This is a genomic window from Klebsiella sp. MPUS7, assembly GCF_009905335.1.
GTDB classification, from domain to species: Bacteria; Pseudomonadota; Gammaproteobacteria; order Enterobacterales; family Enterobacteriaceae; genus Klebsiella; species Klebsiella grimontii.
This window is the reverse complement of sequence record NZ_CP047604.1, coordinates 2,538,307-2,563,795: the sequence shown is the minus strand read 5'-3', so window position 1 is coordinate 2,563,795 and position 25,489 is coordinate 2,538,307. Positions and strand designations below refer to the sequence as shown.

General features: G+C 56.2%; 27 protein-coding genes. 16 read left to right on the top strand and 11 right to left on the bottom strand.

The genetic code is table 11. The features are described 5' to 3' along the window. The first annotated feature begins 88 nt into the window (after positions 1–88). Both ydfG and GUC22_RS12035 read left to right on the top strand, forming a co-directional pair. Positions 89–838, top strand: coding sequence for a bifunctional NADP-dependent 3-hydroxy acid dehydrogenase/3-hydroxypropionate dehydrogenase YdfG (ydfG, locus tag GUC22_RS12040; protein ID WP_004119732.1), 750 nt, complete (start codon positions 89–91; stop codon positions 836–838). Positions 839–928: 90 nt separating this feature from the next. Further along, positions 929–1,615, top strand: a complete 687-nt coding sequence (locus GUC22_RS12035; protein ID WP_004136262.1) for a GntR family transcriptional regulator — start codon at positions 929–931, stop codon at positions 1,613–1,615. 51 nt (positions 1,616–1,666) lie between these two features. Here GUC22_RS12035 and GUC22_RS12030 read toward each other — a convergent pair whose 3' ends face one another. From GUC22_RS12030 to GUC22_RS12005, 6 genes are all read right to left on the bottom strand, one after another. Next, the gene (locus GUC22_RS12030; RefSeq protein WP_004119728.1) at positions 1,667–2,098 is read right to left on the bottom strand and encodes a universal stress protein; all 432 of its coding nucleotides are present in this window, start codon (positions 2,096–2,098) and stop codon (positions 1,667–1,669) included. 276 nt (positions 2,099–2,374) lie between these two features. Then, the gene (locus GUC22_RS12025) at positions 2,375–3,838 is read right to left on the bottom strand and encodes a mannitol dehydrogenase family protein (RefSeq protein WP_024358040.1); all 1,464 of its coding nucleotides are present in this window, start codon (positions 3,836–3,838) and stop codon (positions 2,375–2,377) included. A gap of 223 nt (positions 3,839–4,061) precedes the next feature. Next, positions 4,062–5,438 carry an MFS transporter gene (locus GUC22_RS12020; protein ID WP_071830661.1) on the bottom strand — a complete coding sequence of 459 codons (1,377 nt, stop codon included), beginning with the start codon at positions 5,436–5,438 and terminating at the stop codon, positions 4,062–4,064. 46 nt (positions 5,439–5,484) lie between these two features. Continuing rightward, complete coding sequence (locus tag GUC22_RS12015; RefSeq protein ID WP_024358039.1) at positions 5,485–6,501, bottom strand: Zn-dependent oxidoreductase; 1,017 nt, start codon at positions 6,499–6,501, stop codon at positions 5,485–5,487. A gap of 14 nt (positions 6,502–6,515) precedes the next feature. Beyond that, positions 6,516–7,730 (bottom strand): starvation-sensing protein RspA, encoded by a 1,215-nt coding sequence (gene rspA, locus GUC22_RS12010; RefSeq protein WP_004119717.1) that lies wholly within the window; start codon positions 7,728–7,730, stop codon positions 6,516–6,518. A gap of 208 nt (positions 7,731–7,938) precedes the next feature. Further along, complete coding sequence (locus tag GUC22_RS12005) at positions 7,939–8,265, bottom strand: YnfA family protein (RefSeq protein WP_024358038.1); 327 nt, start codon at positions 8,263–8,265, stop codon at positions 7,939–7,941. A 136-nt stretch (positions 8,266–8,401) separates the two neighbouring features. Between GUC22_RS12005 and GUC22_RS12000 the strand changes: the two genes are divergently transcribed. Further along, complete coding sequence (locus tag GUC22_RS12000; RefSeq protein ID WP_004135642.1) at positions 8,402–8,743, top strand: DUF1283 family protein; 342 nt, start codon at positions 8,402–8,404, stop codon at positions 8,741–8,743. Positions 8,744–8,803: 60 nt separating this feature from the next. Then, positions 8,804–9,364 (top strand): spermidine N1-acetyltransferase, encoded by a 561-nt coding sequence (gene speG, locus GUC22_RS11995; RefSeq protein ID WP_024358037.1) that lies wholly within the window; start codon positions 8,804–8,806, stop codon positions 9,362–9,364. Here speG and GUC22_RS11990 read toward each other — a convergent pair. Continuing rightward, positions 9,358–10,068, bottom strand: a complete 711-nt coding sequence (locus tag GUC22_RS11990) for a YnfC family lipoprotein (protein ID WP_004135640.1) — start codon at positions 10,066–10,068, stop codon at positions 9,358–9,360. The two genes, speG and GUC22_RS11990, sit on opposite strands and share 7 nt — an antisense overlap. Positions 10,069–10,170: 102 nt before the next feature. Here GUC22_RS11990 and GUC22_RS11985 point away from each other — a divergent pair, with 102 nt between their 5' ends. From GUC22_RS11985 to clcB, 6 genes are all read left to right on the top strand, one after another. After that, positions 10,171–10,422 carry a DUF1161 domain-containing protein gene (locus GUC22_RS11985; RefSeq protein WP_004135639.1) on the top strand — a complete coding sequence of 84 codons (252 nt, stop codon included), beginning with the start codon at positions 10,171–10,173 and terminating at the stop codon, positions 10,420–10,422. A 148-nt stretch (positions 10,423–10,570) separates the two neighbouring features. Beyond that, the gene (ynfE, locus tag GUC22_RS11980; protein ID WP_024358035.1) at positions 10,571–13,006 is read left to right on the top strand and encodes a selenate/tellurate reductase subunit YnfE; all 2,436 of its coding nucleotides are present in this window, start codon (positions 10,571–10,573) and stop codon (positions 13,004–13,006) included. A 10-nt stretch (positions 13,007–13,016) separates the two neighbouring features. Further along, complete coding sequence (locus tag GUC22_RS11975; protein ID WP_024358034.1) at positions 13,017–13,634, top strand: DMSO/selenate family reductase complex B subunit; 618 nt, start codon at positions 13,017–13,019, stop codon at positions 13,632–13,634. Position 13,635: 1 nt separating this feature from the next. Next, on the top strand, positions 13,636–14,493 hold the full coding sequence (locus tag GUC22_RS11970) for a DmsC/YnfH family molybdoenzyme membrane anchor subunit (protein ID WP_004135637.1): 858 nt from the start codon (positions 13,636–13,638) through the stop codon (positions 14,491–14,493). Between the two features lie 41 nt (positions 14,494–14,534). Beyond that, entirely contained in the window at positions 14,535–15,143 is a 609-nt protein-coding gene (gene dmsD, locus GUC22_RS11965; RefSeq protein ID WP_154948783.1) for a Tat proofreading chaperone DmsD, read from the top strand. A 139-nt stretch (positions 15,144–15,282) separates the two neighbouring features. Beyond that, entirely contained in the window at positions 15,283–16,578 is a 1,296-nt protein-coding gene (gene clcB, locus GUC22_RS11960) for a voltage-gated ClC-type chloride channel ClcB (protein WP_154926016.1), read from the top strand. On the opposite strand, the gene bioD is transcribed toward clcB, so the two are convergent. The 3 genes from bioD to GUC22_RS11945 all read right to left on the bottom strand — a co-directional run bounded on the left by bioD (position 16,531) and on the right by GUC22_RS11945 (position 19,601). Continuing rightward, positions 16,531–17,226: a dethiobiotin synthase gene (gene bioD, locus GUC22_RS11955; protein WP_004119700.1), complete on the bottom strand. Its 696-nt coding sequence runs from the start codon at positions 17,224–17,226 to the stop codon at positions 16,531–16,533. The genes clcB and bioD overlap by 48 nt on opposite strands. Positions 17,227–17,353: 127 nt before the next feature. Beyond that, positions 17,354–18,574: a sugar metabolism global transcriptional regulator Mlc gene (gene mlc, locus GUC22_RS11950; protein WP_004135633.1), complete on the bottom strand. Its 1,221-nt coding sequence runs from the start codon at positions 18,572–18,574 to the stop codon at positions 17,354–17,356. A gap of 133 nt (positions 18,575–18,707) precedes the next feature. After that, complete coding sequence (locus GUC22_RS11945; protein ID WP_160183527.1) at positions 18,708–19,601, bottom strand: LysR family transcriptional regulator; 894 nt, start codon at positions 19,599–19,601, stop codon at positions 18,708–18,710. Positions 19,602–19,719: 118 nt separating this feature from the next. On the opposite strand from GUC22_RS11945, the gene GUC22_RS11940 reads away from it, so the two are divergent. Beyond that, the gene (locus GUC22_RS11940; protein WP_004135626.1) at positions 19,720–20,970 is read left to right on the top strand and encodes an MFS transporter; all 1,251 of its coding nucleotides are present in this window, start codon (positions 19,720–19,722) and stop codon (positions 20,968–20,970) included. Positions 20,971–21,005: 35 nt separating this feature from the next. Here GUC22_RS11940 and GUC22_RS27425 read toward each other — a convergent pair whose 3' ends face one another. Continuing rightward, positions 21,006–21,098, bottom strand: a complete 93-nt coding sequence (locus GUC22_RS27425) for a KPN_01571 family protein (protein ID WP_004119695.1) — start codon at positions 21,096–21,098, stop codon at positions 21,006–21,008. 291 nt (positions 21,099–21,389) lie between these two features. Here GUC22_RS27425 and GUC22_RS11935 point away from each other — a divergent pair, with 291 nt between their 5' ends. The 5 genes from GUC22_RS11935 (at position 21,390) to GUC22_RS11915 (ending at position 25,485) form a co-directional block, all read left to right on the top strand. Continuing rightward, a complete protein-coding gene (locus tag GUC22_RS11935; protein WP_004135623.1) occupies positions 21,390–22,877 on the top strand; it encodes a carboxypeptidase M32 in 1,488 nt (495 codons plus the stop codon). A 176-nt stretch (positions 22,878–23,053) separates the two neighbouring features. Beyond that, complete coding sequence (gene asr / locus GUC22_RS11930) at positions 23,054–23,479, top strand: acid resistance repetitive basic protein Asr (RefSeq protein WP_004135622.1); 426 nt, start codon at positions 23,054–23,056, stop codon at positions 23,477–23,479. An 18-nt stretch (positions 23,480–23,497) separates the two neighbouring features. Continuing rightward, positions 23,498–23,632, top strand: a complete 135-nt coding sequence (locus GUC22_RS27510) for a hypothetical protein (protein WP_255256974.1) — start codon at positions 23,498–23,500, stop codon at positions 23,630–23,632. A gap of 245 nt (positions 23,633–23,877) precedes the next feature. Beyond that, positions 23,878–24,096, top strand: a complete 219-nt coding sequence (locus GUC22_RS11920) for a hypothetical protein (RefSeq protein ID WP_004135619.1) — start codon at positions 23,878–23,880, stop codon at positions 24,094–24,096. Between the two features lie 576 nt (positions 24,097–24,672). Continuing rightward, positions 24,673–25,485, top strand: coding sequence for a trypsin-like serine peptidase (locus GUC22_RS11915; RefSeq protein ID WP_004135618.1), 813 nt, complete (start codon positions 24,673–24,675; stop codon positions 25,483–25,485). The last annotated feature ends 4 nt before the right edge of the window (positions 25,486–25,489 follow it).

Here is a 25,489-nt window from a genome sequence, read left to right as displayed (position 1 = left end):
GGCCTCCTTTGCCCGATGATTTCCATTACCCGCCACCGGGATCGCGTGCTATGGTATGAAGACACAAAAAGCGTTGAGGAACAGTAAGATGATTATTCTGGTTACCGGAGCAACAGCGGGTTTTGGGGAAAGTATTACTCGCCGTTTTATCGCTAACGGTCACAAAGTGATTGCCACCGGGCGCCGCGAAGAGCGCCTGAAAACGTTGAAAGATGAGCTGGGCGACAACCTTTATACCGCCCAACTGGACGTACGCAATCGCGCAGCCATTGAAGAGACGATCGCCGGGCTGCCCGCCGAGTGGCAGGCGATTGATATTCTGGTCAATAACGCCGGACTGGCGCTGGGTCTTGAGCCCGCGCATAAAGCCAGCCTTGAAGACTGGGAAGACATGATTGATACCAATAATAAAGGGCTGGTTTATATGACCCGCGCCGTCCTGCCGGGGATGGTTGAACGTAACCGCGGCCATATTATCAATATTGGTTCGGTCGCCGGCGCCTGGCCTTATGCCGGCGGTAACGTCTACGGTGCGACCAAAGCTTTTGTGCGCCAGTTCAGCCTCAATCTTCGTACCGACCTTCACGGCACCGCCCTTCGCGTGACCGATATTGAACCCGGCCTGGTTGGCGGCACCGAATTCTCCAACGTGCGCTTTAAAGGCGATGACGCTAAAGCCGAGAAAGCTTACGAAAATACCCAGGCCCTGACGCCGGAGGACGTGACCGAAGCGGTCTGGTGGGTCGCGACCCTGCCAAAACACGTCAACATCAACACCCTGGAACTCATGCCGGTCAGCCAAACTTTTGCCGGGCTGAACGTTCACCGCCAGGGCTAAGCTCTGTGACCCGGCCAGCAGGCCGGGTCTGGGCTGAAAGAGAAAAAACACGTAAAATAGCGCAAATACCTCATAAAAAAGTAATTATCCATGGCCGCAGAAGCACAACTGAATCCGACACAGCCCGTCAATCAGCAAATTTATCGTATCCTTCGTCGGGATATCGTCCATTGTCTGATCCCGCCAGGCACCCCGCTTTCGGAGAAGGAAGTCTCCGTGCGCTTTGATGTTTCTCGTCAACCGGTTCGCGAAGCCTTTATTAAACTGGCCGAGAACGGTTTGATCCAGATCCGCCCGCAGCGCGGGAGCTACGTGAATAAGATCTCTCTCTCGCAGGTGCGCAACGGCTGTTTTGTCCGCCAGGCCATTGAATGCGCCGTGGTGCGGCGCGCCGCCGGGATGGTGAACGATGAACAGCTCTACCAGCTTGAGCAAAATCTAAATCAGCAGCGTACGGCGGTCGAACGCCAGCAGTTAACCGATTTTTTCCAGCTGGATGACGAATTTCACCAGAAGCTCTCGCAAATCGCCGACTGCCAGTTAGCCTGGGATACCGTCGAAAATATTAAAGCTACCATCGACCGGGTGCGCTATATGAGCCTCGATCATGTGACTCCTCCCGATATGATGCTGCGTCAGCATTACGATATTTTCCAGCCGCTGGTCGCCCGTGACCCGGACGCGGTGGAAAAAGCGATGAGCTTACATCTGCAAGAAATTAGCGAATCCGTGCTGCTGGTACGTCAGGAAAATAGCGACTGGTTTAGCGAGGAATAAAATGCGTCGCGGCAGAATATACGGTCTGCCGCTCTGGGTTTATTATGCGGACTATCTGACCACCAGAACCGGTATTTTGGCGTGACGTAAAATCGACTCCGCGTTTGAACCAAGAAGATGAGTTGATATACCCGGTTTACGGGAACCAATAACAATAACGTCAAATTCCTCATTGCTGCTCATGGCCAGGATTTCATCGCGCACGTTGCCAAATACCACTCTGGAATGAATCCGCCCGGCGGGTATCGAGAACAGACGGGATAGGGTCTTCATCTTTTTCTCTGACTCTTCGCGCATATAGGCTTCAAACTTACGGATATCGGCGGCAAAACCGCGTAAAATCGAGCTGCTGCTGTTCGGCAGAACGTTGAGCAGCGTAATTTCCCCTTCATCCGCTGATGCTAAAAACTCGGCATGGCGAACCGCCTTATCGCTTAAATCCATTTCAAAAACGTCTACGGGTAGCAAAATTTTTTTGTACATAGTCCGTTCTCCTTTTTTCTGAGGAAACTTAGTAGGTTAACTCATCATGCCATATTTACTGCAGCAGGAGAACGAATAATCACTCAGATAAATATTTAATTGATTAAAATAAATTCCACTTATTTATACTTAACTGTTGTTAGATAAAGTTATGTATATTCAACGATCTGGATCAAAGTTTATTCCAGACGGGAAATATTTTCAGGCGGGTAAAGCGCCCACTGATAAAGCGCGATGGCAGAGCCGCCGGGATCGGCGGCACGCGGGCGAAATAGATTAATTTGCCTGAGCCCAGGCCGCTACGGTAGCTTTTGCGCCGTGCGCTTGCAGCGATAAATAAGCGCGAACCACCGCGTTGACGAAACGGCTCTCCTTGGGCAGGCTCAAACCAAAAATAGCCTCAATACCCAGCAGCGCCCGTACGCGTTCTTCGCCGTCTTCGCTGTTCTGAACGGTTTGCGTAATCACCGGCAGCATAGGATCGGAGATTTCAATCGCCTGCCCCTGGTCATCCACCCCGCTCACATAGCGCATCCAGCCCGCGACGCCCATCGCCAGCAGAGGAAAGTCGCCGCCATCCGCCAGGTGCCAGCGAATCGAATCCAGCATCCGCTGCGGCAGTTTCTGACTGCCGTCCATGGCGATCTGCCAGGTACGATGTTTGAGCGCCGGATTGCTATAGCGCTCAATCAGAAGTCCGGCATAGCGTGCCAAATCCACACCCTTCACGCTCAGCGTCGGCGCCTGTTCAGCCAGCATCAGCGTATGCGCGGCGCGGCGATAGTTTTCGTCCTGCATGCAGTCATTAATATGCTGATAGCCAGCCAGATACCCCAGATAAGCCAGAAAAGAGTGGCTGCCGTTAAGCATGCGCAGCTTCATCTCTTCAAACGGCAGCACGTCCGACACCAGCTCGGCGCCGGCTTTTTCCCACTGCGGACGCCCGGCGACAAAGTTGTCTTCGATGACCCACTGGCGAAACGGCTCGCAGGCGACTGCTGCCGGGTCACGCACGCCGGTGAGCTGTGCAATTTTATCCAGCGTATCGGCAGTCACTGCCGGAACGATACGGTCAACCATAGTCGAGGGGAACGTGACGTTGCGCGTAATCCATTCGGCCAAATCAGCATCAACGGCGCGAGCATAGGCGCAGATGACATTACGCATGACGTGGCCATTTTCCGGCATATTGTCGCAGGACATCACGCTGAAGGCCGGCAGCCCTGCCGCTTTGCGTCGAGCCAGGGCTTCGACTACGACGCCGGGCGCGGATTTCGGTTGCCGGGGATTTTGTAAATCGGCCGCAATCAGCGGGTGATCCAACTGCAGCTCACCGCTGGCCGGAGAGTGGCAGTAGCCTTTTTCGGTAATGGTCAATGACACAATCGCGACCTGCGGCTCGCACATTTTTGCCAGCACGCTCTCCAGACCATCGACCTGGGCGTGCATCGCCTGCTTGACCACGCCAACCACGCGGGCGGTCCAGGCATCCGCTGACATTTCAGCGACGGTATAAAGTAAATCCTGCTTCTGGAGATCGGCGATCTGCTGCTCGCCGCCGATCAGGTTCACTTCGGTATAGCCCCAGTCGCTGCCGTGTTCTGTCGCCAGAATATCGGCGTATACGGCCTGGTGAGCGCGGTGAAATGCGCCAAAGCCCAAATGAACGATACGCGGAATAAGGCGGTTGCGATCGTATGCCGGCAGCGTGGCGTTAGCTGTTAAAAGCATATTTTCCATGATGGCTCTCATAGTTATGATTTCTGATTTCCCACGGAGGGGGTGGATATAAACCATCTCACGCAATTGGTATGACATCTTTGATATTCATCAACTACCATACAAGAAGCTGGATGGCTAGATTTTCGCAATAACCGCTGGCAAAAGAGGTAAAACTGCCGGGCTAAAAGCCCGGCAGTTTCCTGTTTACGGCTATCATCTTAGGGTGCGGACTTGATGCGTTTTAAATATATTGCCCGCTGCGGACACTTTTAGGCTTTGGCGCGCAGTCTGCGGCATCATTCAGCAGGCTCAGATCGCGGTCGCGGACTTCAGGCATCAGGATCGCGGAAATTAAGCCAATAATGGAATAGCACACCAGCATAATCACAATCGGCATCCAGGAACCGGTCATATTACAGAAAATACCGGCCAGCACCGGGCCAAATCCTACGGCGACGAGGCCACCCGCCTCTTTTGAAATTGCCATGCGGGTAAAGCGGTTACGCGAACCGAACATTTCCGCCATGGTGATATTTTCCAGCGCAAACAGCCCTAACACCGCAATATTATGAATGACGATCAATGACGCCATAATAGTGCTCGCGCTGTAGCTCTTATCCACAATAATCGACAGCATTGGCCAGGCCAGAATAATGGCTGAAATATTGACGATAATATACGGTATGCGACGCCCCACCTTATCTGACAGCCATCCGAGGAATGGAATGGTAATAAAGCCAATAACAGAGCTGATCATTAACGCATCGGTAGGAATGGCCTTATCAAACAGTAAGGTTTGCACCAGATAGCCCGCGAGGAACGTTTGCAATAACCCTGAATTTCCGGCCTGTCCGAAGCGCAGACCCGTCGCCAGCCAGAAGGATTTACTTTTTAGCATGGCGCTAAAGGTCCCTTCCTGCGTTGCCATCTCATTCTGTAGGCCGCTGTCTTCGCTAACCTGCTCAAAGACCGGGCTCTCTTTCAGATTAAGACGTAGCCAGATGGCAAAAATCATCACCACTGCGCTGGCCAGGAACGGGATTCGCCATCCCCACGCGACGAGCTGCTCGCGATCGAGCACGAAGAACATGACCGCCCAGATAGCCGTGGCGCTTAAGGTGCCGCAGTTGGTGCCCATCGCCACCAGCGAAGAGATAATCCCGCGCTTACCTTTCGGCGCATATTCCGCCAGCATGGTACCGGCGCCTGATATTTCTGCGCCTGCGCCAAGCCCCTGAATAATACGTAAGGTTACAAGCAACACCGGCGCTAAAATACCGACCTGAGCATAGGTTGGCAGTACGCCAATGAGGGTCGTACAGATCCCCATCATGGTGATGGTAATAAACAGGACCTTTTTGCGCCCAATACTGTCGCCCATTTTACCAAAAATAAAAGCGCCGACGATTCGCGCGATATATCCCGCGCCGTAGGTTCCCATTGCCAGAATTAAGGCCATCGCGGCGGATTGTTCCGGGAAAAATATTTCATGGAAAACCAGCGCCGCCCCGAGGGAATAGAGCTGGAAATCCATAAACTCCAGTGCAGTGCCTAACCAACCAGATACGGCTGCACGAATGAGATCGGAAGTGGTTCTCTCATTTTTTACGGTAGTCATAATGATTATCTCTAATTGTAGAATACAGAGTCCGCACCTGTTGTTATTAGCTGAAGGTTAATAAAACCTTACAGCACCGTTTCCTGTCATTTTCAAAAAGCTCCAGCGCATCGATAACCTGTTGATACGCAAATTGGTGAGTAATCAACTCCTCCGGATTAATTAAACCTTGTTCCAGCCACTTGATGACGACCGGGAATTTATTGGCGTTAAGACGCGAGGAGAAAATAGAAAGCTCTTTCCCGGTAATCCCCTGCTGCGCAACCTGGGAAGGTTCCGTGGAGAATCCCATCAATACAATTCTCGCTGCCGGGGAGGCCAGGTTGACCGCCTCCTGGAGAATTGCGGGATGACAGGCGGCATCGATAATCAGCGTCGGCAGTATCCCCTTCGCCTTCAGCGTTTCCGCCAGAGGCTCATCGCTGTTGTTAATCACCCAGTCCGCGCCGTTACGCTGCGCCATCTGCAGGCGTTCATCAATGCGATCGACAACGATAACCTGCTTAACGCGATACACCCGCTTCAGCACCTGAATCGTCGTCAGGCCCATCGGCCCGGCGCCGTAGACCAGCGCGATATCCTGGTCGGTAGGCGAAACGTGCCCGGTCACGTTAGCCGCGATGGTAAAGGGCTCAATCATCACCGCGTGGCTGTCCGAAACGTTGTCCGGAACCTGCCAGGCATTTTTCGCCGGCACCACCGCGTACTCGCTGAAGCCGCCGTCGCGATGCACACCGAGCACCACCAGCGAGGTACAGACGTTCGGCTTGCCCACCGAGCAAGGGTAGCAATGACCGCAGCTAATGACCGGATCAACGCTAACCCGCTGGCCGACGGCTTTGTCGGTCACCCCTTCACCGATGGCGTCAATGACGCCAAAAAATTCATGGCCAATGACGCGCGGGTATTTGGCAAACGGATTGTGCCCGCGATAAATATGGCTATCGGAACCGCATATTCCCGCCAGCTTAATTTTTACCCGCACTTCGCCCGCGGCAGGCTGCGGGATCGGCCGCTCTTCAATCACCAGTTCATTGGGCTGACGAATCACAATACTTTTCATTTTGGCTTCCTTTTTTACCAGTTCCACAGCGTACCGTCTTCCAGACGCGCGACCGGCAGATAAGCCGGTTCATAGGGATATTTCGCGGCCAGTTTTTCATCAAACTCGATGCCCAGCCCCGGCTTTTCCCCCGGATGCATATAGCCGTTATCAAACGTCCAGCTGTGCGGGAAGACTTCCAGCATCTGTTCGGAATAGCCCATATATTCCTGGACGCCAAAATTCGGCACCCACAGGTCGAAATGCAGCGCGGCCGCCATGCAGACTGGAGACAGATCGGACGGCCCGTGCGAGCCGGTGCGTACCTGATAAAGCGAGGCAAAATCGGCGATCCGACGCATCCCCGTAATCCCGCCCGCGTGGGTAATGGTGGTGCGGATATAGTCGATCAGCTGCTCTTCAATCAGCTGTTTACAGTCCCAAATGCTGTTGAAGACTTCGCCGACGGCAATCGGCGTGACGGTATGCTGGCGAATTAACCGGAAGCACTCCTGATTCTCCGCCGGGGTCGGATCCTCCATCCAGAACAGGCGGTAATCTTCGATACTCTTGCCAAAACGCGCCGCTTCAATCGGCGTCAGGCGGTGATGCATGTCATGCAGCAGATGCTCGTTAAAGCCAAATTTTTCGCGTACGGCGGCAAACAGCTGTGGCGTAAAATCGAGATACTTCTCGGTAGACCACAGCTGCTCTTCCGGCCATTGACCTTTGGTTGCCGGTTCGTAGGCCTGGCCCTTACCTTTCGCCATCCCGTAGGTGGTCTTCATCCCCGGCACGCCGCACTGCACGCGAATCGCTTTAAACCCCATCTCTTTATGGCGAGCGTAGTCGTCCAGGACTTCATCGATGGAGTGACCCGTGGTGTGGCAGTAAACCATCACCCCTTCCCGCGAAGCCCCGCCCAGCAGTTGGTATAGCGGCATGCCTGCGGCTTTCGCCTTAATATCCCAGAGCGCCATATCGATGGCGGAAATCGCCGACATCGTGACCGGACCACGACGCCAGTAGGCGCCCTTGTAGAAAAACTGCCAGATATCCTCAATGCGATGCGCATCGCGACCAATCAGTTGCGGACAGAGGTGATCCCGCAGATAGGATGCGACGGACAGCTCGCGACCATTTAGCGTCGCGTCACCCAGACCGACAATACCGTCATCGGTGGTGACTTTAAGGGTGACGAAGTTGCGCCCCGGACAGGTGACGAAAACTTCAGCGGCAACGATCTTCATTTCTCATTCCTTACTTCTATGCGGTTAGTGGGTAAAATTAAACCATCAGACCTACTACCATACAAGTATAACGATCGAAAAAGACGCGACAGATCACACTATCGCGCCGGACAGAAAGGAGGAATAAACAGAGAACGTGAACGCGAATGCCTTACCGCACAGGGGTGTGCTGGCGCCGCCTATCCCGACGCCATGCAGTAAAAAAGGTCTATGCGCGTCCCCAGCCGGCTACAATAATCAGCATGCCGCACAGCGCAACCAGCGCGCCGGCCCAATCATAGTGGCTGAGTTTGACGCCATCGATAAAGCGCAGCCACAGCAGCGCGGTGCAGACATATACCCCACCGTAAGCAGCATACACCCGTCCGCTTGCCTCCGGGTGCAGGCTCAGTAGCCAGACAAAAAGCGCCAGCGCAGCGGCGGCCGGAATCAATAGTAACGGCGTGGCCCCGCGTTTTAACCATAGCCAGGGAAGATAGCAGCCAATGATTTCGCACAGCGCGGTGGCAAAGAAAAGCAGCGTCGTTTTTAACATATAAAGCGTCGTGAGTTGAGCAAGCGTTAACGCATTCTACGCAATAATGGCCGTCGTTTACTCCGTTTTGTCGGGTATGCCGTCGAAAGGAGATGTAGTAAACTTAGTCCGAGGGAATCACTTAAAGGAAATCGTGATGAACACAACACTGAATAAACGCTGGTGCCTGACCGCTCTGCTGGCGCTGAGCGCGATGGTCTTTACCGCCTCGTCATTTGCCAAAACCGACAAGCTGGTGATTGAGTCCGGCGACAGCGCCCAGAGCCGCCAGCAGGCCGCAATGGAAAAAGAGCAGTGGAACGACACCCGCTCTTTACGCCAGAAGGTCAACACCCGTGCTGAAAAAGAGTGGGATAAAGCCGACGTGGCTTTTGACGCCCAGGATAACTGCCAGAAGAGCGCGAACGTCAACGCCTACTGGGAACCTAACACCCTGCGCTGCCTTGACCGCCGCACCGGACGCACCATTACCCCGTAATGTATGGCGCCCGCGGGCGCCACAACCTATAAAGCTCCGCAATCACTCACAGGTATTTCCATGACTGACGCATCTCACGTCAAACTCCGTCCGCTCGAGCGCGAAGACCTGCGCTTTGTCCACCAGCTCGACAACAATGCCAGCGTTATGCGTTACTGGTTTGAAGAACCCTATGAAGCCTTTGTCGAACTGTCCGACCTGTACGACAAACACATTCACGATCAGAGCGAACGCCGCTTTGTCATTGAATGCGCTGGTGAAAAGGCCGGACTGGTGGAACTGGTTGAAATCAACCATGTGCACCGCCGCGCCGAGTTTCAGATTATTATCTCGCCTGATTATCAGGGAAAAGGCCTGGCCACCCGCGCCGCAAAGCTGGCGATGGACTACGGTTTTATGGTGCTCAACCTGTATAAGCTGTACCTCATCGTCGATAAAGAAAATGAAAAAGCGATCCACATCTACCGCAAGCTCGGCTTTATGGTAGAAGGCGAGCTGATTCATGAATTCTTTATTAACGGCGAATACCGCAATACCATCCGTATGTGCCTGTTTCAGCACCAATACCTGGCCGAGCATAAAACGCCGGGACAGACACTGCTGAAACCTACGGCTCAATAATACTCAATGGTGCTTTTGATGGTGTAGTGCCGGGTTAGCGAAGGCTGCACGCTGTCGTCAACCACCTGAAGCTCACAGCTTACCGGGTTGTCGTGGCGGTCGTAATCGCAGGTCTGGCTGACGTTGCCCAGCGTGCGGTCATTGAAGGTGCTCACTGCGGTGTAGTCCATTTTTTTGCGCGGATCGGATGATGGCGTTGAGGCCACCGTAAAGCGTTCCCCTTTGGCGGTCGTCGTTTTGCCCAGCGGGTAGCCTTCTCTGTCGTAGCGGTATGTCGCGGTGCTTTCTTTACCGCGAGCGGTGACGACGAACCCGTGCTCATCGGTTTCCCACGACACGCCCGCCGAGGGCATTTCCGCCAGCTGGCATTTGCCCTGCACACGCAGGCGCTTTTCGTGGCTTTGCGCATCCAGGTAGTAGTTCGCGTCCAGCACCAGCGCCGCGCCGGTTTTGTTCTCCAGATCCTCAAACGCCAGCAGGTCGAAGCACCCTTCACTGGACAAACGCCCTTTGACCCACTTCACCACCTGGTCATGTTCGTCATACAGCGTCTGGCTAAACGCTTTTACCGGCCCGCGCAGCGGATCGAACTCAAATTCGTTAGAAAAGCTGGCCATTTCCGGGGTGAAGGCCTGCGGCGCGCCCTTTTCATCACAGGCGCTAAGCGCCCCAACTGCCAACAGCAGCAAAAACCGTTTTTTCACGCGCGATTCCTTTTGTGCATAGTGCAATCATATTAGCAAATACAATTGTTTACACCACTTCTGCTATGCTTAACTTTGGATAACGTTAATAAGGAGTTTATGATGAAACTATCACCCTGGCTATGTACGGCTCTGCTACTGGGTTCGACAGCTGCTTTCGCGGCGCCGGATTCCTGCGAGCGGGTAAAAAGCGATATTCAGCAGAAAATCATCAACAACGGCGTCCCGGAATCGGGCTTCAGCCTGACCATTGTCCCGAACGACCAGCCCGATCAGCCCGGCGCGCAGGTTGTCGGCCACTGCGCCAACGACACCTTTAAAATCATCTACACCCGCGACAGCGGCGCGCAGTAACCTCGCCGCATGACTGGAGAAGTCTTATCCCTCGGTTGACCAGGGATAAGATCTCTCTACTCCATTTTAAGTATGATCCCTCACTCTCCACGCCGACCTTACGCAGGCGTTGGCATTACGCCATTATAACAAAATCATGGAGTGAGCTATGTCTAACCAGGAACATACCGGCGGCCTTAGCCGTCGAACGCTAATTAAATCATCCGCCCTCGGCTCGCTGGCTCTCGCGGCCGGCGGTTTATCCCTGCCTTTCAGCCTGCGCCGCGCCGCCGCCGCTGTACAAGAAGCGACCCACGGCGAGGAACGGATCGTCTGGGGCGCCTGTTCGGTCAACTGCGGCAGCCGCTGCGCGCTGCGTTCACACGTTCGCGATGACGAAGTGGTCTGGGTCGAAACCGACAATACCGGCACGGACAGCTATGGCGATCACCAGGTGCGCGCCTGCCTGCGCGGGCGTTCTATTCGTCGTCGTATTAACCACCCCGACCGCCTCAACTACCCGATGAAACGCGTCGGCAAACGCGGGGAAGGCAAGTTCGAACGTATCAGCTGGGACGAGGCGCTGGACGCCATCGCCGCCAGCCTGAAAAACGTGGTGGCAAAATACGGCAACGAAGCGGTCTACATTAACTACTCTTCCGGGATTGTCGGCGGCAATATCACCCGCTCCTCCCCTTACGCCTCGCTGGTGGCGCGTCTGATGAACTGCTACGGCGGTTTTTTAAGCCACTACGGTACCTATAGTACGGCGCAGATTTCCTGCGCGATGCCCTATACCTACGGCAGCAATGACGGCAACAGCACCTCCGATATTGAAAACAGCAAACTGGTGGTGATGTTCGGCAATAACCCGGCGGAAACGCGCATGAGCGGCGGCGGGATCACCTACTATCTCGAACAGGCGCGCGAGCGCTCTAATGCTCGGATGATCGTTATCGATCCGCGCTATACCGACACCGCCGCCGGGCGCGAGGACGAATGGATCCCGATTCGCCCGGGTACGGATGCGGCGCTGGTGGCCGGTATCGCCTGGGTTTTGATCGACGAAAACCTGGTCGACCAGCCGTTCCTTGATACCTACTGCGTCGGCTACGACGAGAAAACGCTGCCGGAAGGGGCCCCGGCCAACGGACACTACAAAGCGTATATTCTCGGCCAGGGCGACGATGCTACCGCCAAAACGCCCCAGTGGGCGTCACGCATCACCGGCATTCCGGCGGATCGCATCATTAAGCTTGCGCGCGAAATTGGCGCCGCAAAACCGGCCTACATCTGCCAGGGGTGGGGACCGCAGCGTCAGGCTAATGGCGAACTGACCTCCCGGGCGATCGCCATGCTGCCTATTTTGACCGGTAACGTGGGGATTAACGGCGGCAACAGCGGCGCGCGCGAGTCAACTTACACCATTACCATCGAACGCATGCCGCTGCCGGAAAACCCGGTGAAAACGCAGATCTCCTGCTTCAGTTGGACCGATGCCATCGATCGCGGCGCAGAAATGACCGCGACCCGCGACGGCGTGCGCGGCAAAGAGAAGCTGGACGTGCCGATTAAATTCATCTGGAACTACGCCGGCAACACCATCATCAACCAGCACTCTGATATCAATAAAACCCACGATATCCTGCAGGATGAAAGCAAGTGCGAAACGATCGTGGTTATCGACAACTTTATGACCTCATCGGCCAAATACGCCGATATTCTGCTGCCGGACCTGATGACCGTCGAGCAGGAAGATATTATTCCCAACGACTACGCCGGCAATATGGGCTATCTCATCTTTATTCAGCCGGTCACCTCCGCTAAATTTGAGCGCAAGCCGATCTATTGGATCCTCAGCGAAGTCGCAAAGCGCCTTGGCGATGATATCCACCAGAAGTTTACCGAAGGCCGTACCCAGGAGCAGTGGCTGCAGCATCTGTACGCGAAAATGCTGGCGAAAGACCCGGCGCTACCGAGCTACGACGAACTGAAAAAGATGGGGATTTATAAGCGTAAAGACCCCAACGGCCACTTTGTCGCCTATCGCGACTTCCGCAAAGACCCTGTCGCCAACCCGCTAAAAACCCCATCGGGTAAAATCGAGATCTACTCCAGCCGTCTGGCGGATATCGCCGGCAAATGGCAGTTGGAAAAGGACGAAACCATCAGTCCATTACCGGTATACGCGTCGACTTTCGAAGGCTGGGACGACCCGCTGCGCGAGAAATTCCCGCTGCAAATGTTCGGCTTCCACTATAAGGCGCGCACCCACTCCAGCTACGGCAACATCGATGTGTTACAGGCCGCCTGCCGCCAGGAGGTATGGCTTAACCCGCTGGATGCCGAGAAGCGCGGGATTAAAAATGGCGATATGGTGCGCGTATTCAACGCCCGCGGCGAACTGCGCATTCCGGCTAAGGTGACCCCGCGCATCATGCCCGGCGTATCGGCGATGGGCCAGGGCGCCTGGCATGACGCCAATATGAACGGCGATCGCATCGATCGCGGCTCCTGTATCAATACTCTCACGACGCATCGTCCTTCGCCGCTGGCGAAAGGCAATCCCCAGCACACCAATCTGGTCGAAATCGAGAAGGTTTAAGGAGTAAACCATGAGCGCTCAGTATGGATTTTTTATCGATTCCGCCCGCTGCACCGGCTGTAAGACCTGCGAGCTGGCCTGTAAGGATTATAAAAACTTAACGCCTGACGTCAGCTTTCGCCGCATTTACGAATATGCGGGCGGCGACTGGCAGGAAGATAACGGCGTGTGGAATCAAAACGTTTTCGCCTATTACCTTTCCATTGCCTGCAACCACTGCGAAGACCCGGCCTGTACTAAAGTGTGCCCCAGCGGCGCCATGCATAAGCGCGATGATGGCTTTGTGGTGGTGAACGAAGAGGTATGCATCGGCTGTCGCTACTGCCATATGGCCTGCCCGTACGGCGCGCCGCAGTACAACGCGGCGAAAGGCCACATGACCAAATGCGACGGCTGCTACGACCGGGTTGCTGACGGTAAAAAGCCGATTTGCGTCGAATCCTGTCCGCTGCGGGCGCTCGACTTTGGCCCCATCGAAGAGCTGCGCGAAAAGCACGGCCAGCTTGCCGCCGTCGCGCCGCTGCCGTCCGCGCACTTCACAAAGCCGAGCATTGTGATTAAACCTAACGCCAACAGCCGTCCGACGGGTGATACCACCGGCTATCTGGCCAACCCGAAGGAGGTGTAACGTGGGAAATGGATGGCATGAATGGCCGCTGGTGCTGTTTACGGTGCTGGGGCAAAGCGTTGCAGGGGCGATTATCGTCAGCGGGCTGGGCTGGCTTTCGCTGAATAACAACTCTGAAGCCCGCCAGCGTCTGGTGCGCGGCATGTTTTTTATCTGGCTGGTGATGGGGATTGGCTTTCTGGCGTCAATCATCCACCTCGGCTCGCCGCTGCGGGCGTTTAACTCGCTTAACCGGGTAGGCGCATCGGCGTTAAGTAACGAAATTGCCAGCGGCGCGCTGTTTTTCGCCGTGGGGGGTTTCTGGTGGCTGCTGACGATACTCGGCAAAATGCCGAATATGCTGGCCAAAGCCTGGCTCCTGCTCACCATGCTGCTCGGCTGCCTGTTCGTCCTTGAGATGACCCTGGTCTATCAAATTGATACCGTGCCGACCTGGTATAATGCCTACACCACCGCCGCCTTCTTTCTGACGATGGTGCTGTGCGGGCCGCTTTTCGCCGCCCTGCTGCTGCGGGTAGCCAACGTGCCTTTTAACGGCACCGTCTTCGCGTCGATGAGCGTCCTTGCGCTGCTGGCAAGCCTGGCGGTGGTCATTTTGCAGAACAGCGAACTGGCAGAGATCCGCAGCTCCGTGCAGCAGGCCAGCGCCCTGCTGCCAAACTACGGCTGGCTACAAATCCTGCGTTTAGTATTTTTGACGCTGGGCCTTGGGTGCTGGATCTGCCCGCTGGCAAGAAAGAAAAACCCGCGCATCGCCAGCCTGCTGCTCGGACTGATCCTGGTATTACTCGGCGAGTTTATCGGTCGCGGCCTGTTTTATGGCCTACATATGACCGTCGGTACGGCGATTGCTGGTTAATCAACGGGTGCCGCGGCACCCTCTGCTGTTAAGGAATAGGTATGATGCAAGCGCAAGACCGCGACGCCGTCGCACTCAGCGCCCGTACGCTGGGCGCGCTGTTTTCTTTTGCTCCGGATAGCGAGCAGGTGGCTCCGCTAATCGCGGCCCTGCGCGACGGCAGCTGGCAGTGCCAGTGGCCCTGGCCGGTCGCGGACGGCCTGGCGGCACAGTTCGCTATCGCAAGCGATGAACCGCTGGCGGAAGCCTGGCAGCGGCTGTTTATCGGCCCGTGGGCGCTGCCCGCGCCGCCGTGGGGCTCCGTCTGGCTGGACAAAGAAAGCGTGCTGTTCGGCGACTCGACGCTGGCGCTGCGCGAGTGGATGCGGGCAACCGGCATCAGCCTGTCTGAGCGCCGAGCCGAGCCGGAAGACCACTTCGGGACGCTGCTGCTGCTGGCGGCCTGGCTTTGTGAATCCGCTCAGGATGAGGCATTTAACCAGCTGCAGGCCTGGCATCTTCTCCCGTGGTCGGGGCGCTTTCTGAGCGTGTTTATCGCCGGGGCGGAAAATCCTTTTTATCAGGCTCTGGGCCAGCTGGCGCAAGAGACGCTGGCGCGCTGGCAGGCGCAACTCCCCTGCGCGGTCGCCGATAAACCGCTCTACCGTTAACCCCTGACGCTATGCCCGCCCGGCGGGCATAGCCTATCGGTGACAACGTCACTTTCTGCCGTTTTCGCACTTATCGCTTTTGCGTCTATGCTTATACCCGGTAAAAATAAGCCATGTCCCCCGCTAATCGTATTCGCTGATGCATCGTCTTCACGCTTATCCTGATATTCAGGTTATGTTTCGCCGCCTGCTGATTGCCATGCTGATCGGCGTCTTCGCCGCGCTCGCGGTTGCCCTGTTTCGCCACGCGATGGCCGGTCTGGAAAGCCTGTTCCTGAGCAATGACAGCGGAAGCCTGGTCAACGCCGCCGAGTCGATGGCCGGATGGCGTCGGTTATTGACGCCCGCGCTCGGCGGTTTTGCGGCTGGCGCCCTGCTCTGGCTCTGGCAGCGGCGCACCAGTGCACGACCCCATGCGCCAACCGACTATATGGAAGCCCTCGAGACCGGCGACGGCGTGTTTGATACGCCCGCCAGCCTGGTAAAATCGCTGGCTTCCCTGCTGGTGGTGACCACCGGCAGCGCCATAGGCCGCGAGGGAGCGATGATCCTGCTGGCCGCGCTGGCCGCGTCGCTGTTCGCCCGCTGCTTTACGCCCAAAGACGAGTGGAAGCTGTGGGTAGCCTGCGGCGCCGCCGCCGGGATGGCCAGCGCCTACCACGCTCCGCTGGCCGGAAGCCTGTTTATCGCCGAGATCTTATTCGGCACCCTGATGCTGGCGTCGCTAGGCCCGGTCGTGATTGCCGCGGTGGTCGCCCTGCTGCTGACCAATCTGCTGAACGGCGGTTCGGCCCCGCTGTATCACGTTGAATTGCACGAAACCCTGCGCGCGACGCACTATGCGCTGATGCTGGCGACGGCTCTGCTGGCCGGGCTTTGCGGGCCGCTGTTTATCTGGCTGATGGGCTATAGCCATGGCTGCTTTGTCCGGCTGCGCCTGTCGCCCCCCTGGCAGCTGGCGCTCGGCGGTCTCATTGTCGGGCTGCTGTCGCTGATCGCGCCAGCCGTCTGGGGGAATGGCTATAGCGTTGTCCAGAGCTATCTCCTGTCGCCGCCGCTGTTCAGCGCAATACTTACGGTGTTTGTCTGCAAGCTGCTTGCGGTACTCGCCAGCAGCGGCTCCGGGGCGCCGGGCGGCGTATTTACGCCAACGCTATTTATTGGGCTGGGGATCGGTATGCTGTTCGCCAGCCTGACCGGGCTGTGGCTTCCTGATGGCCAGGCGATCGCAATAGTGATTGGCTTAACCGGTATGGCGGCGTTTCTGGCGGCCACCACCCATGCGCCGATTATGTCAACGCTGATGATTTGTGAAATGACCGGACAGTACGTTTTACTGCCCGGTTTACTGATTGCCAGCGTGCTGGCATCGGTGCTATCGCGGACGCTACGCCGAGATTCTATCTACCGCCATCATCTCGCCGAGCATCGATAAGTCGATATACTGGCTTAGTTCGCGCTGTTCCGCGCGCGGCAAGTAAGGCAGTTCACCGATAAGCGGGGCCGGCAGCTTTTTGCTCAGCACGTCGATGATTTCAGCATAATGCGCCAGGCCCGGATTAATGCGGTTGGCCACCCAGCCGATAAGCGGCAGGCCGTCGTTAGCAATCGCCTGCGCGGTCAGCAGGGCGTGGTTGATACAGCCTTCCTGAATCCCCACCACCATGAGCACCGGCAGCTGTTCCTGCACTACCCATTCCGAAAGCGGACGCAGGTCGTTCATCAGGCTGCGCCAGCCGCCGGTACCTTCAACCACTACATGCTCAACCTGGCCGCTGAGCCGCTGGAGGCCATCCGACAGCAGGCCGTAGTTGATCGGGCAACTGTGCGCCACGCTGCTTTCATCTTCGCTTAACGCGATGGGATTGACAGCTTCATACGGTAACACCAGCGATGACACGCTCTGTAAGACCAGCGCATCTTTGTTCCGCAGTCCGTCCGGCGTCTCTTTACTGCCCTTCGCCACAGGCTTGTATCCGGCGACGCTTTTGCCGCAGGCAGCCAGTGCCTGCAACAGCGCACGGGAAACCACCGTCTTGCCGACGGCAGTGTCAGTACCTGTTATGAAGAAACGCTTAAACATCACTAACCCCACAGTTATGTTGATGAAATATACGGGAGAGAAATAATCAACTGTGGAAAAAGTCTACGCGATGCCGCCGGAAGCCAGCTTGAGATAGCGCAATTTTTGGTGTGAATATGAAAAAATGTTAACCCTGTAACAGTCGTATCAGCAACGATCCGTTATAGAGGGCATCCTTAACCAGGGCCGCGCCAGCCATCGTTCCCCGGTTAGAAAACTGGGTGCTTTCCACGGCAATATGTCGGCTATAGGCTGGTAACGATTGTTGTCGAATACAATCAGATATTGCCGGAAACAGAATATCCGCGGCCAGGTTGAAGGGGGAGCCGATAAGAATTTTTTGCGGGTTAAAAAGGTTAACCATAATCGCCAGAATCCGCCCGACGTGGTTCCCGACGCCGCTGATAATGTCCCGCGCCAGCAAATCCCCCTGCAGCGCGGCCTGACATAGCCATTCAACGCTCAGCGGCTGCTGGTGCAGCATCGAGCTCATCGACTTCGCCATGCGGATCTGCGCCAGCTCCAGCACGCTCTCCACGCTGGCGATCGTTTCCAGACAGCCATGGTTGCCGCAATAGCAGCGTTTCCCATACGGGTCGACCTGGGTGTGGCCGATCTCGACCAGGCTACTGCTGCCCGCGTGCAATAGACGGCCGTCGGTGATCACCCCCGCGCCGACGTTATGGTCTATCACCACCTGAATGACATCCCGCGCGCCTCTCGAGGCGCCAAACAGCGATTCGGCCATGGTCCAGGCGCTGATATCGTGCTGAATATAGACCGATACGCCGGTATGGTTGGCTAAGATCTCGCCCAGCGGCATATCCTTAACGTCTTCATAAAAAGGCATCCGGTGGATGATACCGTGCTCGGTGTCGATGATCCCCGGCATGGTGACGGCGATGGCGGTTAATCGCTCCAGCTTCTTTTGGTGACGAATAAAGAACTGGTCAACATGATCGAGTAGCCGGGTCGCAAAAGGCTGAACGTGCTGTAACGCCAGTTCAAGCTGCTCTTCCACCACCAGCGCGCTGCTTAAATCCCGCAGCGCGAGGTGGAGCTCGCCGCGGCTGATGCGGATAGAGAGATAGTGCCAGGCTTCTGTTTCCACCATTAGGCCAACGGCAGGCCTTCCCCGGCTACCCGGCTCCTGGATTTCCGTCTCCTGGACCAGATGCGCTTCCAGCATTTCACGGACGATCTTGGTGATGCTGGCAGGCGCCAGCTGCGCGAAGCGCGAGAGGTCGATGCGCGACACCGGGCCAAGCTGATCAATGAGGCGATAAACCGCGCCCGCGTTGGTCTGCTTAATTTGATCGATATGGCCTGGCTGACTGTCCGCTACCACCGTTGACTCCCTTTATTTTCGCGCTTCGAAATAAACTGACGGCTATGGTGAAGCACTTCAACGGTAATCGTCAAATTTTTGCTTAGCCTTGTGATTTACCGCACATTTTTAGCCGTTATTTGTCCTAAATAACTCACGTGGCGCTGGCAAGCAGCGATTCGCGAAAACGCCGGGCCGCCTGCCCCTGTTCACGATGTTTCGACCACACCAGCCACATTTCCGATACCGCATCCTGCTCTTCGATGGGCAGCCAGCACATTTCCGATAGCTGAACCCGTCTGAACGACGCCGGCAAAATCGACACCCCAAGCCCGGCGGCAACCAGGCCGATAATCGTCATCGCTTCCCCCACTTCCTGGGCGATCGTTGGCGTCAGATCGTAGCGGCGCAGCAGGCCGAGAATATCGTCATACAGCCCGGTACCGACATGGGGATCGAAAAACACAAACGGCTCCCGCGCCAGTTCCCGCAGGCTGACGCGCGGCTGGCTCGCCAGCGGATGATCGCGCGGCACCATCGCCAGCAGCGGTTCGCGCAGCACTCTTTCCCAGACCAGGGTTTCCGGCAGTTGGGTATTACGCATCAGCCCCAGATCCAGCGCCCCCTCGTTCAGCGGCACAATCTGCTCGCGCGTGTTGGTTTCCCGCGTCTGAATATGCACATCGGGATAGCGGCATCGGAAGGTCGATAGCGTGTCCGATACCGCCTTAATAAAGGGGGCCGAGGAGGTAAAACCAATGCGCAGTTCGCCGGTTTCGCCGTGATGAAGACGGGCTGCCCGCGCGGCGGCATCGTCCACCTGGGAGAGGATCTGCCGGCTATCGGCGAGAAACTGCCTCCCGGCTTCCGTCAGGCTGACGCTGCGGTTCGTCCGGGCAAACAGACGTGCGCCAATTTGCTGCTCAAGGATTTGAATCTGCTGGCTAAGCGGCGGCTGAGAGATATTTAACCGCGCCGCCGCGTGGCCAAAATGGAGCTCTTCCGCCACGGCAATAAAATAGCGCAGATGACGTAGTTCAATATTCATATCTAAAACGTCTTATTTGAGATTATTAATATATTAGACAGAATATTTACATTTTCCTACTCTGAATAAGTGGCCATTGCGGTCGCTCAACTCTCTGTTTATCACCAAGGATTTTTCCGTGAGTCGTACAACTACCGCTGACACCGTCCCGGCAAACGACGTCAGCGACATTATCGCTCCTCAGCCAAACCAGTTTATCAAACGCGGTACCCCGCAATTTATTCGCGTCACCCTCGCCCTCTTTTCCGCCGGACTGGCGACCTTTGCGCTGCTCTATTGTGTTCAGCCGATTCTGCCGGTGCTCTCCAGCGAATTCGGCGTCTCGCCGGCCAGCAGCAGTATCTCGCTGTCGATTTCCACGGCGATGCTGGCGGTCGGCCTGCTGTTTACCGGTCCGCTATCCGACGCCATCGGCCGCAAACAGGTGATGGTGACCGCGCTGGTGCTGGCTTCCTGCTGCTCCCTGCTGTCGACGATGATGTCCAGCTGGCATGGGATCCTGATTATGCGCGCCCTGATCGGCCTGTCGTTGAGCGGCGTGGCGGCGGTCGGCATGACCTATCTGAGCGAAGAGATCCACCCCAGCGTCGTGGCGTTCTCAATGGGGCTGTATATCAGCGGAAACTCGATTGGCGGCATGAGCGGCCGTCTGCTGACCGGGGTATTCACCGATTTCTTCGGCTGGCGTATCGCGCTGGCGGTCATTAGCGGCTTCGCCCTCGCAGCCGCGCTGATGTTCTGGCGCATCCTGCCGGCGTCGCGCCACTTCCGTCCAACGTCGCTGCGGCCAAAATCGCTGCTGATCAACTTCCGCCTGCACTGGCGCGATCGCGGACTGCCGCTGCTGTTTCTTGAAGGTTTCTTATTAATGGGGGCATTCGTAACGCTGTTTAACTATATCGGCTATCGTCTGATGCTCTCACCGTGGTCGCTCAGCCAGGCGGTGGTTGGCCTGCTGTCGGTGGCCTATTTGACCGGAACCTGGAGTTCGCCGAAAGCCGGGGCGATGACCGTTCGCTACGGTCGCGGCCCGGTACTGCTGTTCTCCACGGCGGTAATGCTCGGCGGCCTGCTGCTGACCCTGTTCTCGTCGCTATGGCTAATTTTTATCGGCATGCTGCTGTTCTCCGCGGGCTTCTTCGCGGCACACTCGGTAGCCAGCAGTTGGATCGGCCCGCGCGCCCGTCGCGCCCGCGGTCAGGCGTCATCGCTCTATTTGTTTAGCTACTATCTGGGTTCCAGCATGGCGGGGACGTTAGGCGGCGTGTTCTGGCATCACTACGGTTGGAACGGCGTCGGCGGGTTTATCGCGCTGATGCTGCTGGCGGCGCTGCTCACCGGCGCGTGTTTGCATAAACGGCTGAAATAACGCGGGTTAACGTGGCCTGTCGCGGGCCACGCTATTCACCACATCCCCAGTACCGACGACATTCCTAACACCTCTCTAACGGCATCGATAGAAAGCAGAGCAATAAACAGCCAGGTAAACGGATTCATAATTCACCTCGCATAGGCGGGCTGTGCCTGCATTAAGTTTAGCCGCGGTTCAGAGAAAGCGTCTGTTACTTTACGCACATCCGGATTATTTCGAGCCAAACATAAAATACGCAATCGATTAATCCCTACATTATGCTAATGGCCGGCGAGCCGATGCGGGCGGCGATGTCCGATTGCCTCAGGAGATTTGTGGCGGAACGCCCCGCATCCCTCGACCCCATCGGCGTATCACGATAGTGTAGAGGCCAACGAAAACCTCTTTTGTTCACTTGCCACCGTCAGAGTGTAAACATGACCGAAAACAAAAATTATCATCAGCTTACCCGCACCTTTCAGCGACTCTCCCGCTTCTCGCATCTCTCGGCCATCGCCGGCTGGGATATGTTCGCCATGATGCCGCCCGGCGGCAGCGCGGCCCGCGGCGCGGCGCTCGCCGAGCTCGGCGTTTTGCAGCATCAGATCCTCACCGACAAGAAAGTGGGTGAATGGCTACAGAACGCGCTTCAGGAAGAGCTAAATGATGTGGAACAGGCCAACCTGCGCGAAATGACTCGCCAGTACCAACAGGCGGCGCTGCTGCCGGAAAGCCTGGTGGAAGCGAAATCGCTGGCGGGTAGCCGCTGCGAGCACGCCTGGCGCAGCCAGCGTCCGGCGAACGACTGGCAGGGTTTTGCCGAGAACCTGCGTGAAGTCGTCAAACTGAGCCGCGAGGAGGCGCAGATTCGCGCGGCGGCAAAAGGCGGCTCCCGCTATGACGCTCTGCTGGATATTTTTGAACCGGATATGACCAGCGCCCGTCTGGACGTGCTGTTCGCGGACCTGAAATCCTGGCTTCCTTCGCTGCTGGAAAAAGCGGTTGAGAAGCAGGCACAGACGCCGCTCATCGAACCTCAGGGGCCGTTTCCGATTACCGACCAGCGCGAGCTGGGACTGGAAGCGATGCGCGTGCTGGGATTTGATTTTGACGGCGGACGCCTGGATATCAGCGCCCACCCGTTCTGCGGCGGCGTCCCCGAGGATGTGCGTATCACCACGCGCTACAACGAAAACGACCTGCTCAGCGCGCTGTTTGGCGTGATTCACGAAACCGGCCACGCGCGCTATGAACAAAATCTGCCGCGTAACTGGCTCGATCAGCCCATTGCCCTCGCCCGTTCTACGGCGATCCATGAGTCGCAAAGCCTGTTTTTCGAGATGCAGCTTGGCCGCAGCGACGCCTTTCTGCAGCGCCTGCTGCCAACGGTACGCCAGTACTTTGGCGAACAGCCGGCCTTTAGCCGCGAAAACTTCATCGCCTGGAATCAGCGCGTCAAGCCGGGCTTTATCCGCGTCGACGCGGATGAGGTGAGCTATCCGGCACACGTCATTCTGCGCTATGAAATTGAACGCGCGCTGATTGATGGCGACATCGAGGTCGATGATATTCCGGCACTGTGGGACGAAAAAATGCAGCACTGGCTGGGACTTTCCACCACCGGCAACTACCGCGACGGCTGTATGCAGGATATCCACTGGACCGACGGCGGTTTTGGCTATTTCCCTTCCTATACGCTTGGCGCGATGTACGCCGCTCAGCTGATGGCTTCCGCCAGACGGGCGCTACCGCAGCTGGAAAGCGATATCGCCAACGGTAACTTCAGCGCCCTGTTTGACTGGCTGCGGCAAAATATCTGGCAGCACGGTAGCCGTTTTACCACCTCGCAGCTGATTCAGCATGCTACCGGAGAAGACCTTAACAGCGCCTATTTCCGCCAGCACCTTACCTCGCGTTATCTGTAAATCACCGGCGTCGGGCCCCGCTCCCGACGCCGTGTTCCACCTTGGTCGCAGCACGTTGTACATACGGTTACACGCCGATACCAAACACTCACGGAAACCTCGATAAGACAAGCATATAGTTCTTTCAACGGCCCCGCAGTGGGGTTGAAACAAGAAACCTTTTCGAGGATATCAGAATGAAAAAAGTATTAGCTCTGGTCGTTGCCGCTGCTATGGGTCTGTCTTCTGTTGCTTTCGCTGCCGATGCTGCCACCACCACAACTCCGGCGCCGGCTGCTGCAACTCACAGCACCACCGCTAAAGCGACCCACCATAAGAAACACCATACCGCCGCTGCCAAACCGGCTGCTGAGCAGAAAGCGCAGGCGGCTAAAAAGCACAAAAAAGCCGCAGCTAAACCTGCTGTAACCCAGAAAGCCCAGGCCGCTAAAAAGCACAAAAAAGCGGAAGCTAAACCGGCTGCCGCCCAGAAAGCCCAGGCCGCTAAGAAACACAAAAAAGCCGCTGCTAAACCTGTAGCTCAGAAAGCGCAGGCAGCTAAAAAACACCACAAAACCACTAAACATCATACCGCTAAACCAGCTGCACAACCGGCTGCTTAATCTCCCGGGTTAAGTTGTGTGATACGATATCGGCGCTGTCTTCAGCGCCGTTTTTTTCTGGAGAGCACCATGCTGCGGCGCTATCGTTTTGAGCTCATCCTGATCCTGCTGATTATCTGCGCGCTGGTCGCCAGCCGTTTTTTCCTTTACTAAAGATGTAGCTGCCACACGTTATATCCCAACCCATAGATCGCCAGAAGTAGCAGAAAAAGCGCCGAGACCCTCGTCAAGCGTTTGGCGCAACGCGCCGTTAACCAACGACGAACCGCCAGAATGTAAAGCGAAAGCACGCTCAGATCGATCGGCACCCACACCGCCGTCAATACCCCCAGACTGCAGCCGAAACTGTTGGTGAGATGAATAAACTGCGGAAAAAAACGGCAAAAAAGAGAATATCTTTGGGATTGCCTAATCTGCCCGCGATCCGCGCGGGACTGCTGGCCTTGCCCTTCTCTACCACGATAGCCACCGGCGAAGGCTACTATTTTGTCTGGCCGAAAAATACGCTCAGCCCGCAGCCGATCGCCCTATTGCAGCGTTTTTTAAACCAGCATATTCCCGGTCCGCTCTCCGCTGACGTTATCCGCCAGGGCGCGGCCCCGGATTACAGTACGTGAACCGCCGTCACCAGCAGATAGCCCGTGGCGCCCCAAATCATTGCTGACACCAGCGAAACGTAAACTAATGCGCGAATACCTTGCTTAGACATAAATCCTCCCGTATATCGGGTGTTTGATATTGCAGATATCATCGCCGGGATAACATCTCTGTTTGCTCAACAAGGTGGTAGCAATAACAACGTTTACGGTGAGAAAATGTTTCGCTTTGAAAGTAATTGATAAACAGGTAAAGAAGTGCGCTTATCCTGCAAAGAAATCTCTTTTTCCCGCAATATTGGCGCTGTTTAGTCATTAGGGACTTGAGAAAAAGCTGAAGCGGGAATCATTTTATCGCTACCCGCTGGTTGTACGTTCGGATACACGATTTCTGTTGCTTCCGTTGCCCTTTTCTGCGGAAATAACGCCACAGGAAAATGGTGTTAACATATTGAATTCACACCATTCATCCGTAAGCGACTGGCGATTTTTGCTGATTCCGCCCGCCGTCTGGCTTAATTAAAATTATTCTTAACTTTCATAAACTTAAATCTGCTGCTACTTTCAATAGACATAATTATCTCCCCAGAGAGTGATATGCGTAGAGACGTCCTGTTATTACTGTGTTCCATTTCCCTGTTTCCAGCGCTGGTCCAGGCCGATGATGATGGCATGAGTGCAAAAGATATTAAGACGCTGTTTTTTGGTCATGACGACCGAAAACCGGTCAGCAACCCCACGGACGATCCCTGGGATGCGATTGGGCAACTGGAAACCGCCAGCGGTAATCTCTGTACCGCGACGCTGATCGCCCCCAACCTGGCGCTCACCGCCGGTCACTGCCTGCTGACGCCGCCCAAAGGCAAGCCGGATAAACCCGTCGCGCTGCGCTTTATCTCGCGCAAAGGTGGCTGGGTGTACGAAATTCACGGTATTGAAGGCCGCGTGGACCCTTCGCTGGGCAAACGGCTTAAGGCCGACGGCGATGGCTGGATAGTTCCCAGCGCCGCGGCGCCGTGGGATTTTGGCCTGATCGTGCTGCGCTACGCCCCTTCCGGTATTACGCCGGTGCCGATTTTTAGCGGCAGCAAAGCCGATCTGACCGCGGCGCTCAAGACCGCAGAACGAAAAGTGACTCAGTCAGGCTATCCGGAAGATCATCTGGATAATCTCTACACCCACGAAGATTGCGTGGTCACCGGCTGGGCGCAAACATCGGTGCTCTCCCATCAATGCGATACGCTACCCGGCGATAGCGGCTCGCCGCTGCTGCTGAAAACCGACGACGGCTGGCAGGTGATCGCGGTACAGAGTTCGGCGCCGGGGGCAAAAGATCGCTGGCGGGCGGACAACCGCGCCATCTCGGTGACCGGCTTTCGCGATAAGCTTGAGGCGCTGGCCGCCCAGTAAGCGG

Coding starts and splice junctions, on each gene's coding strand:
- ydfG (WP_004119732.1), top strand. CDS start 89: ATGATTATTCTGGTTACCGGAGCAACAGCGGGTTTTGGGGAAAGTATT.
- GUC22_RS12035 (WP_004136262.1), top strand. CDS start 929: ATGGCCGCAGAAGCACAACTGAATCCGACACAGCCCGTCAATCAGCAA.
- GUC22_RS12030 (WP_004119728.1), bottom strand. CDS start 2,098: ATGTACAAAAAAATTTTGCTACCCGTAGACGTTTTTGAAATGGATTTA.
- GUC22_RS12025 (WP_024358040.1), bottom strand. CDS start 3,838: ATGGAAAATATGCTTTTAACAGCTAACGCCACGCTGCCGGCATACGAT.
- GUC22_RS12020 (WP_071830661.1), bottom strand. CDS start 5,438: ATGACTACCGTAAAAAATGAGAGAACCACTTCCGATCTCATTCGTGCA.
- GUC22_RS12015 (WP_024358039.1), bottom strand. CDS start 6,501: ATGAAAAGTATTGTGATTCGTCAGCCCAATGAACTGGTGATTGAAGAG.
- rspA (WP_004119717.1), bottom strand. CDS start 7,730: ATGAAGATCGTTGCCGCTGAAGTTTTCGTCACCTGTCCGGGGCGCAAC.
- GUC22_RS12005 (WP_024358038.1), bottom strand. CDS start 8,265: ATGTTAAAAACGACGCTGCTTTTCTTTGCCACCGCGCTGTGCGAAATC.
- GUC22_RS12000 (WP_004135642.1), top strand. CDS start 8,402: ATGAACACAACACTGAATAAACGCTGGTGCCTGACCGCTCTGCTGGCG.
- speG (WP_024358037.1), top strand. CDS start 8,804: ATGACTGACGCATCTCACGTCAAACTCCGTCCGCTCGAGCGCGAAGAC.
- GUC22_RS11985 (WP_004135639.1), top strand. CDS start 10,171: ATGAAACTATCACCCTGGCTATGTACGGCTCTGCTACTGGGTTCGACA.
- ynfE (WP_024358035.1), top strand. CDS start 10,571: ATGTCTAACCAGGAACATACCGGCGGCCTTAGCCGTCGAACGCTAATT.
- GUC22_RS11975 (WP_024358034.1), top strand. CDS start 13,017: ATGAGCGCTCAGTATGGATTTTTTATCGATTCCGCCCGCTGCACCGGC.
- dmsD (WP_154948783.1), top strand. CDS start 14,535: ATGATGCAAGCGCAAGACCGCGACGCCGTCGCACTCAGCGCCCGTACG.
- clcB (WP_154926016.1), top strand. CDS start 15,283: ATGCATCGTCTTCACGCTTATCCTGATATTCAGGTTATGTTTCGCCGC.
- bioD (WP_004119700.1), bottom strand. CDS start 17,226: ATGTTTAAGCGTTTCTTCATAACAGGTACTGACACTGCCGTCGGCAAG.
- GUC22_RS11945 (WP_160183527.1), bottom strand. CDS start 19,601: ATGAATATTGAACTACGTCATCTGCGCTATTTTATTGCCGTGGCGGAA.
- GUC22_RS27425 (WP_004119695.1), bottom strand. CDS start 21,098: ATGAATCCGTTTACCTGGCTGTTTATTGCTCTGCTTTCTATCGATGCC.
- GUC22_RS11935 (WP_004135623.1), top strand. CDS start 21,390: ATGACCGAAAACAAAAATTATCATCAGCTTACCCGCACCTTTCAGCGA.
- asr (WP_004135622.1), top strand. CDS start 23,054: ATGAAAAAAGTATTAGCTCTGGTCGTTGCCGCTGCTATGGGTCTGTCT.
- GUC22_RS11915 (WP_004135618.1), top strand. CDS start 24,673: ATGCGTAGAGACGTCCTGTTATTACTGTGTTCCATTTCCCTGTTTCCA.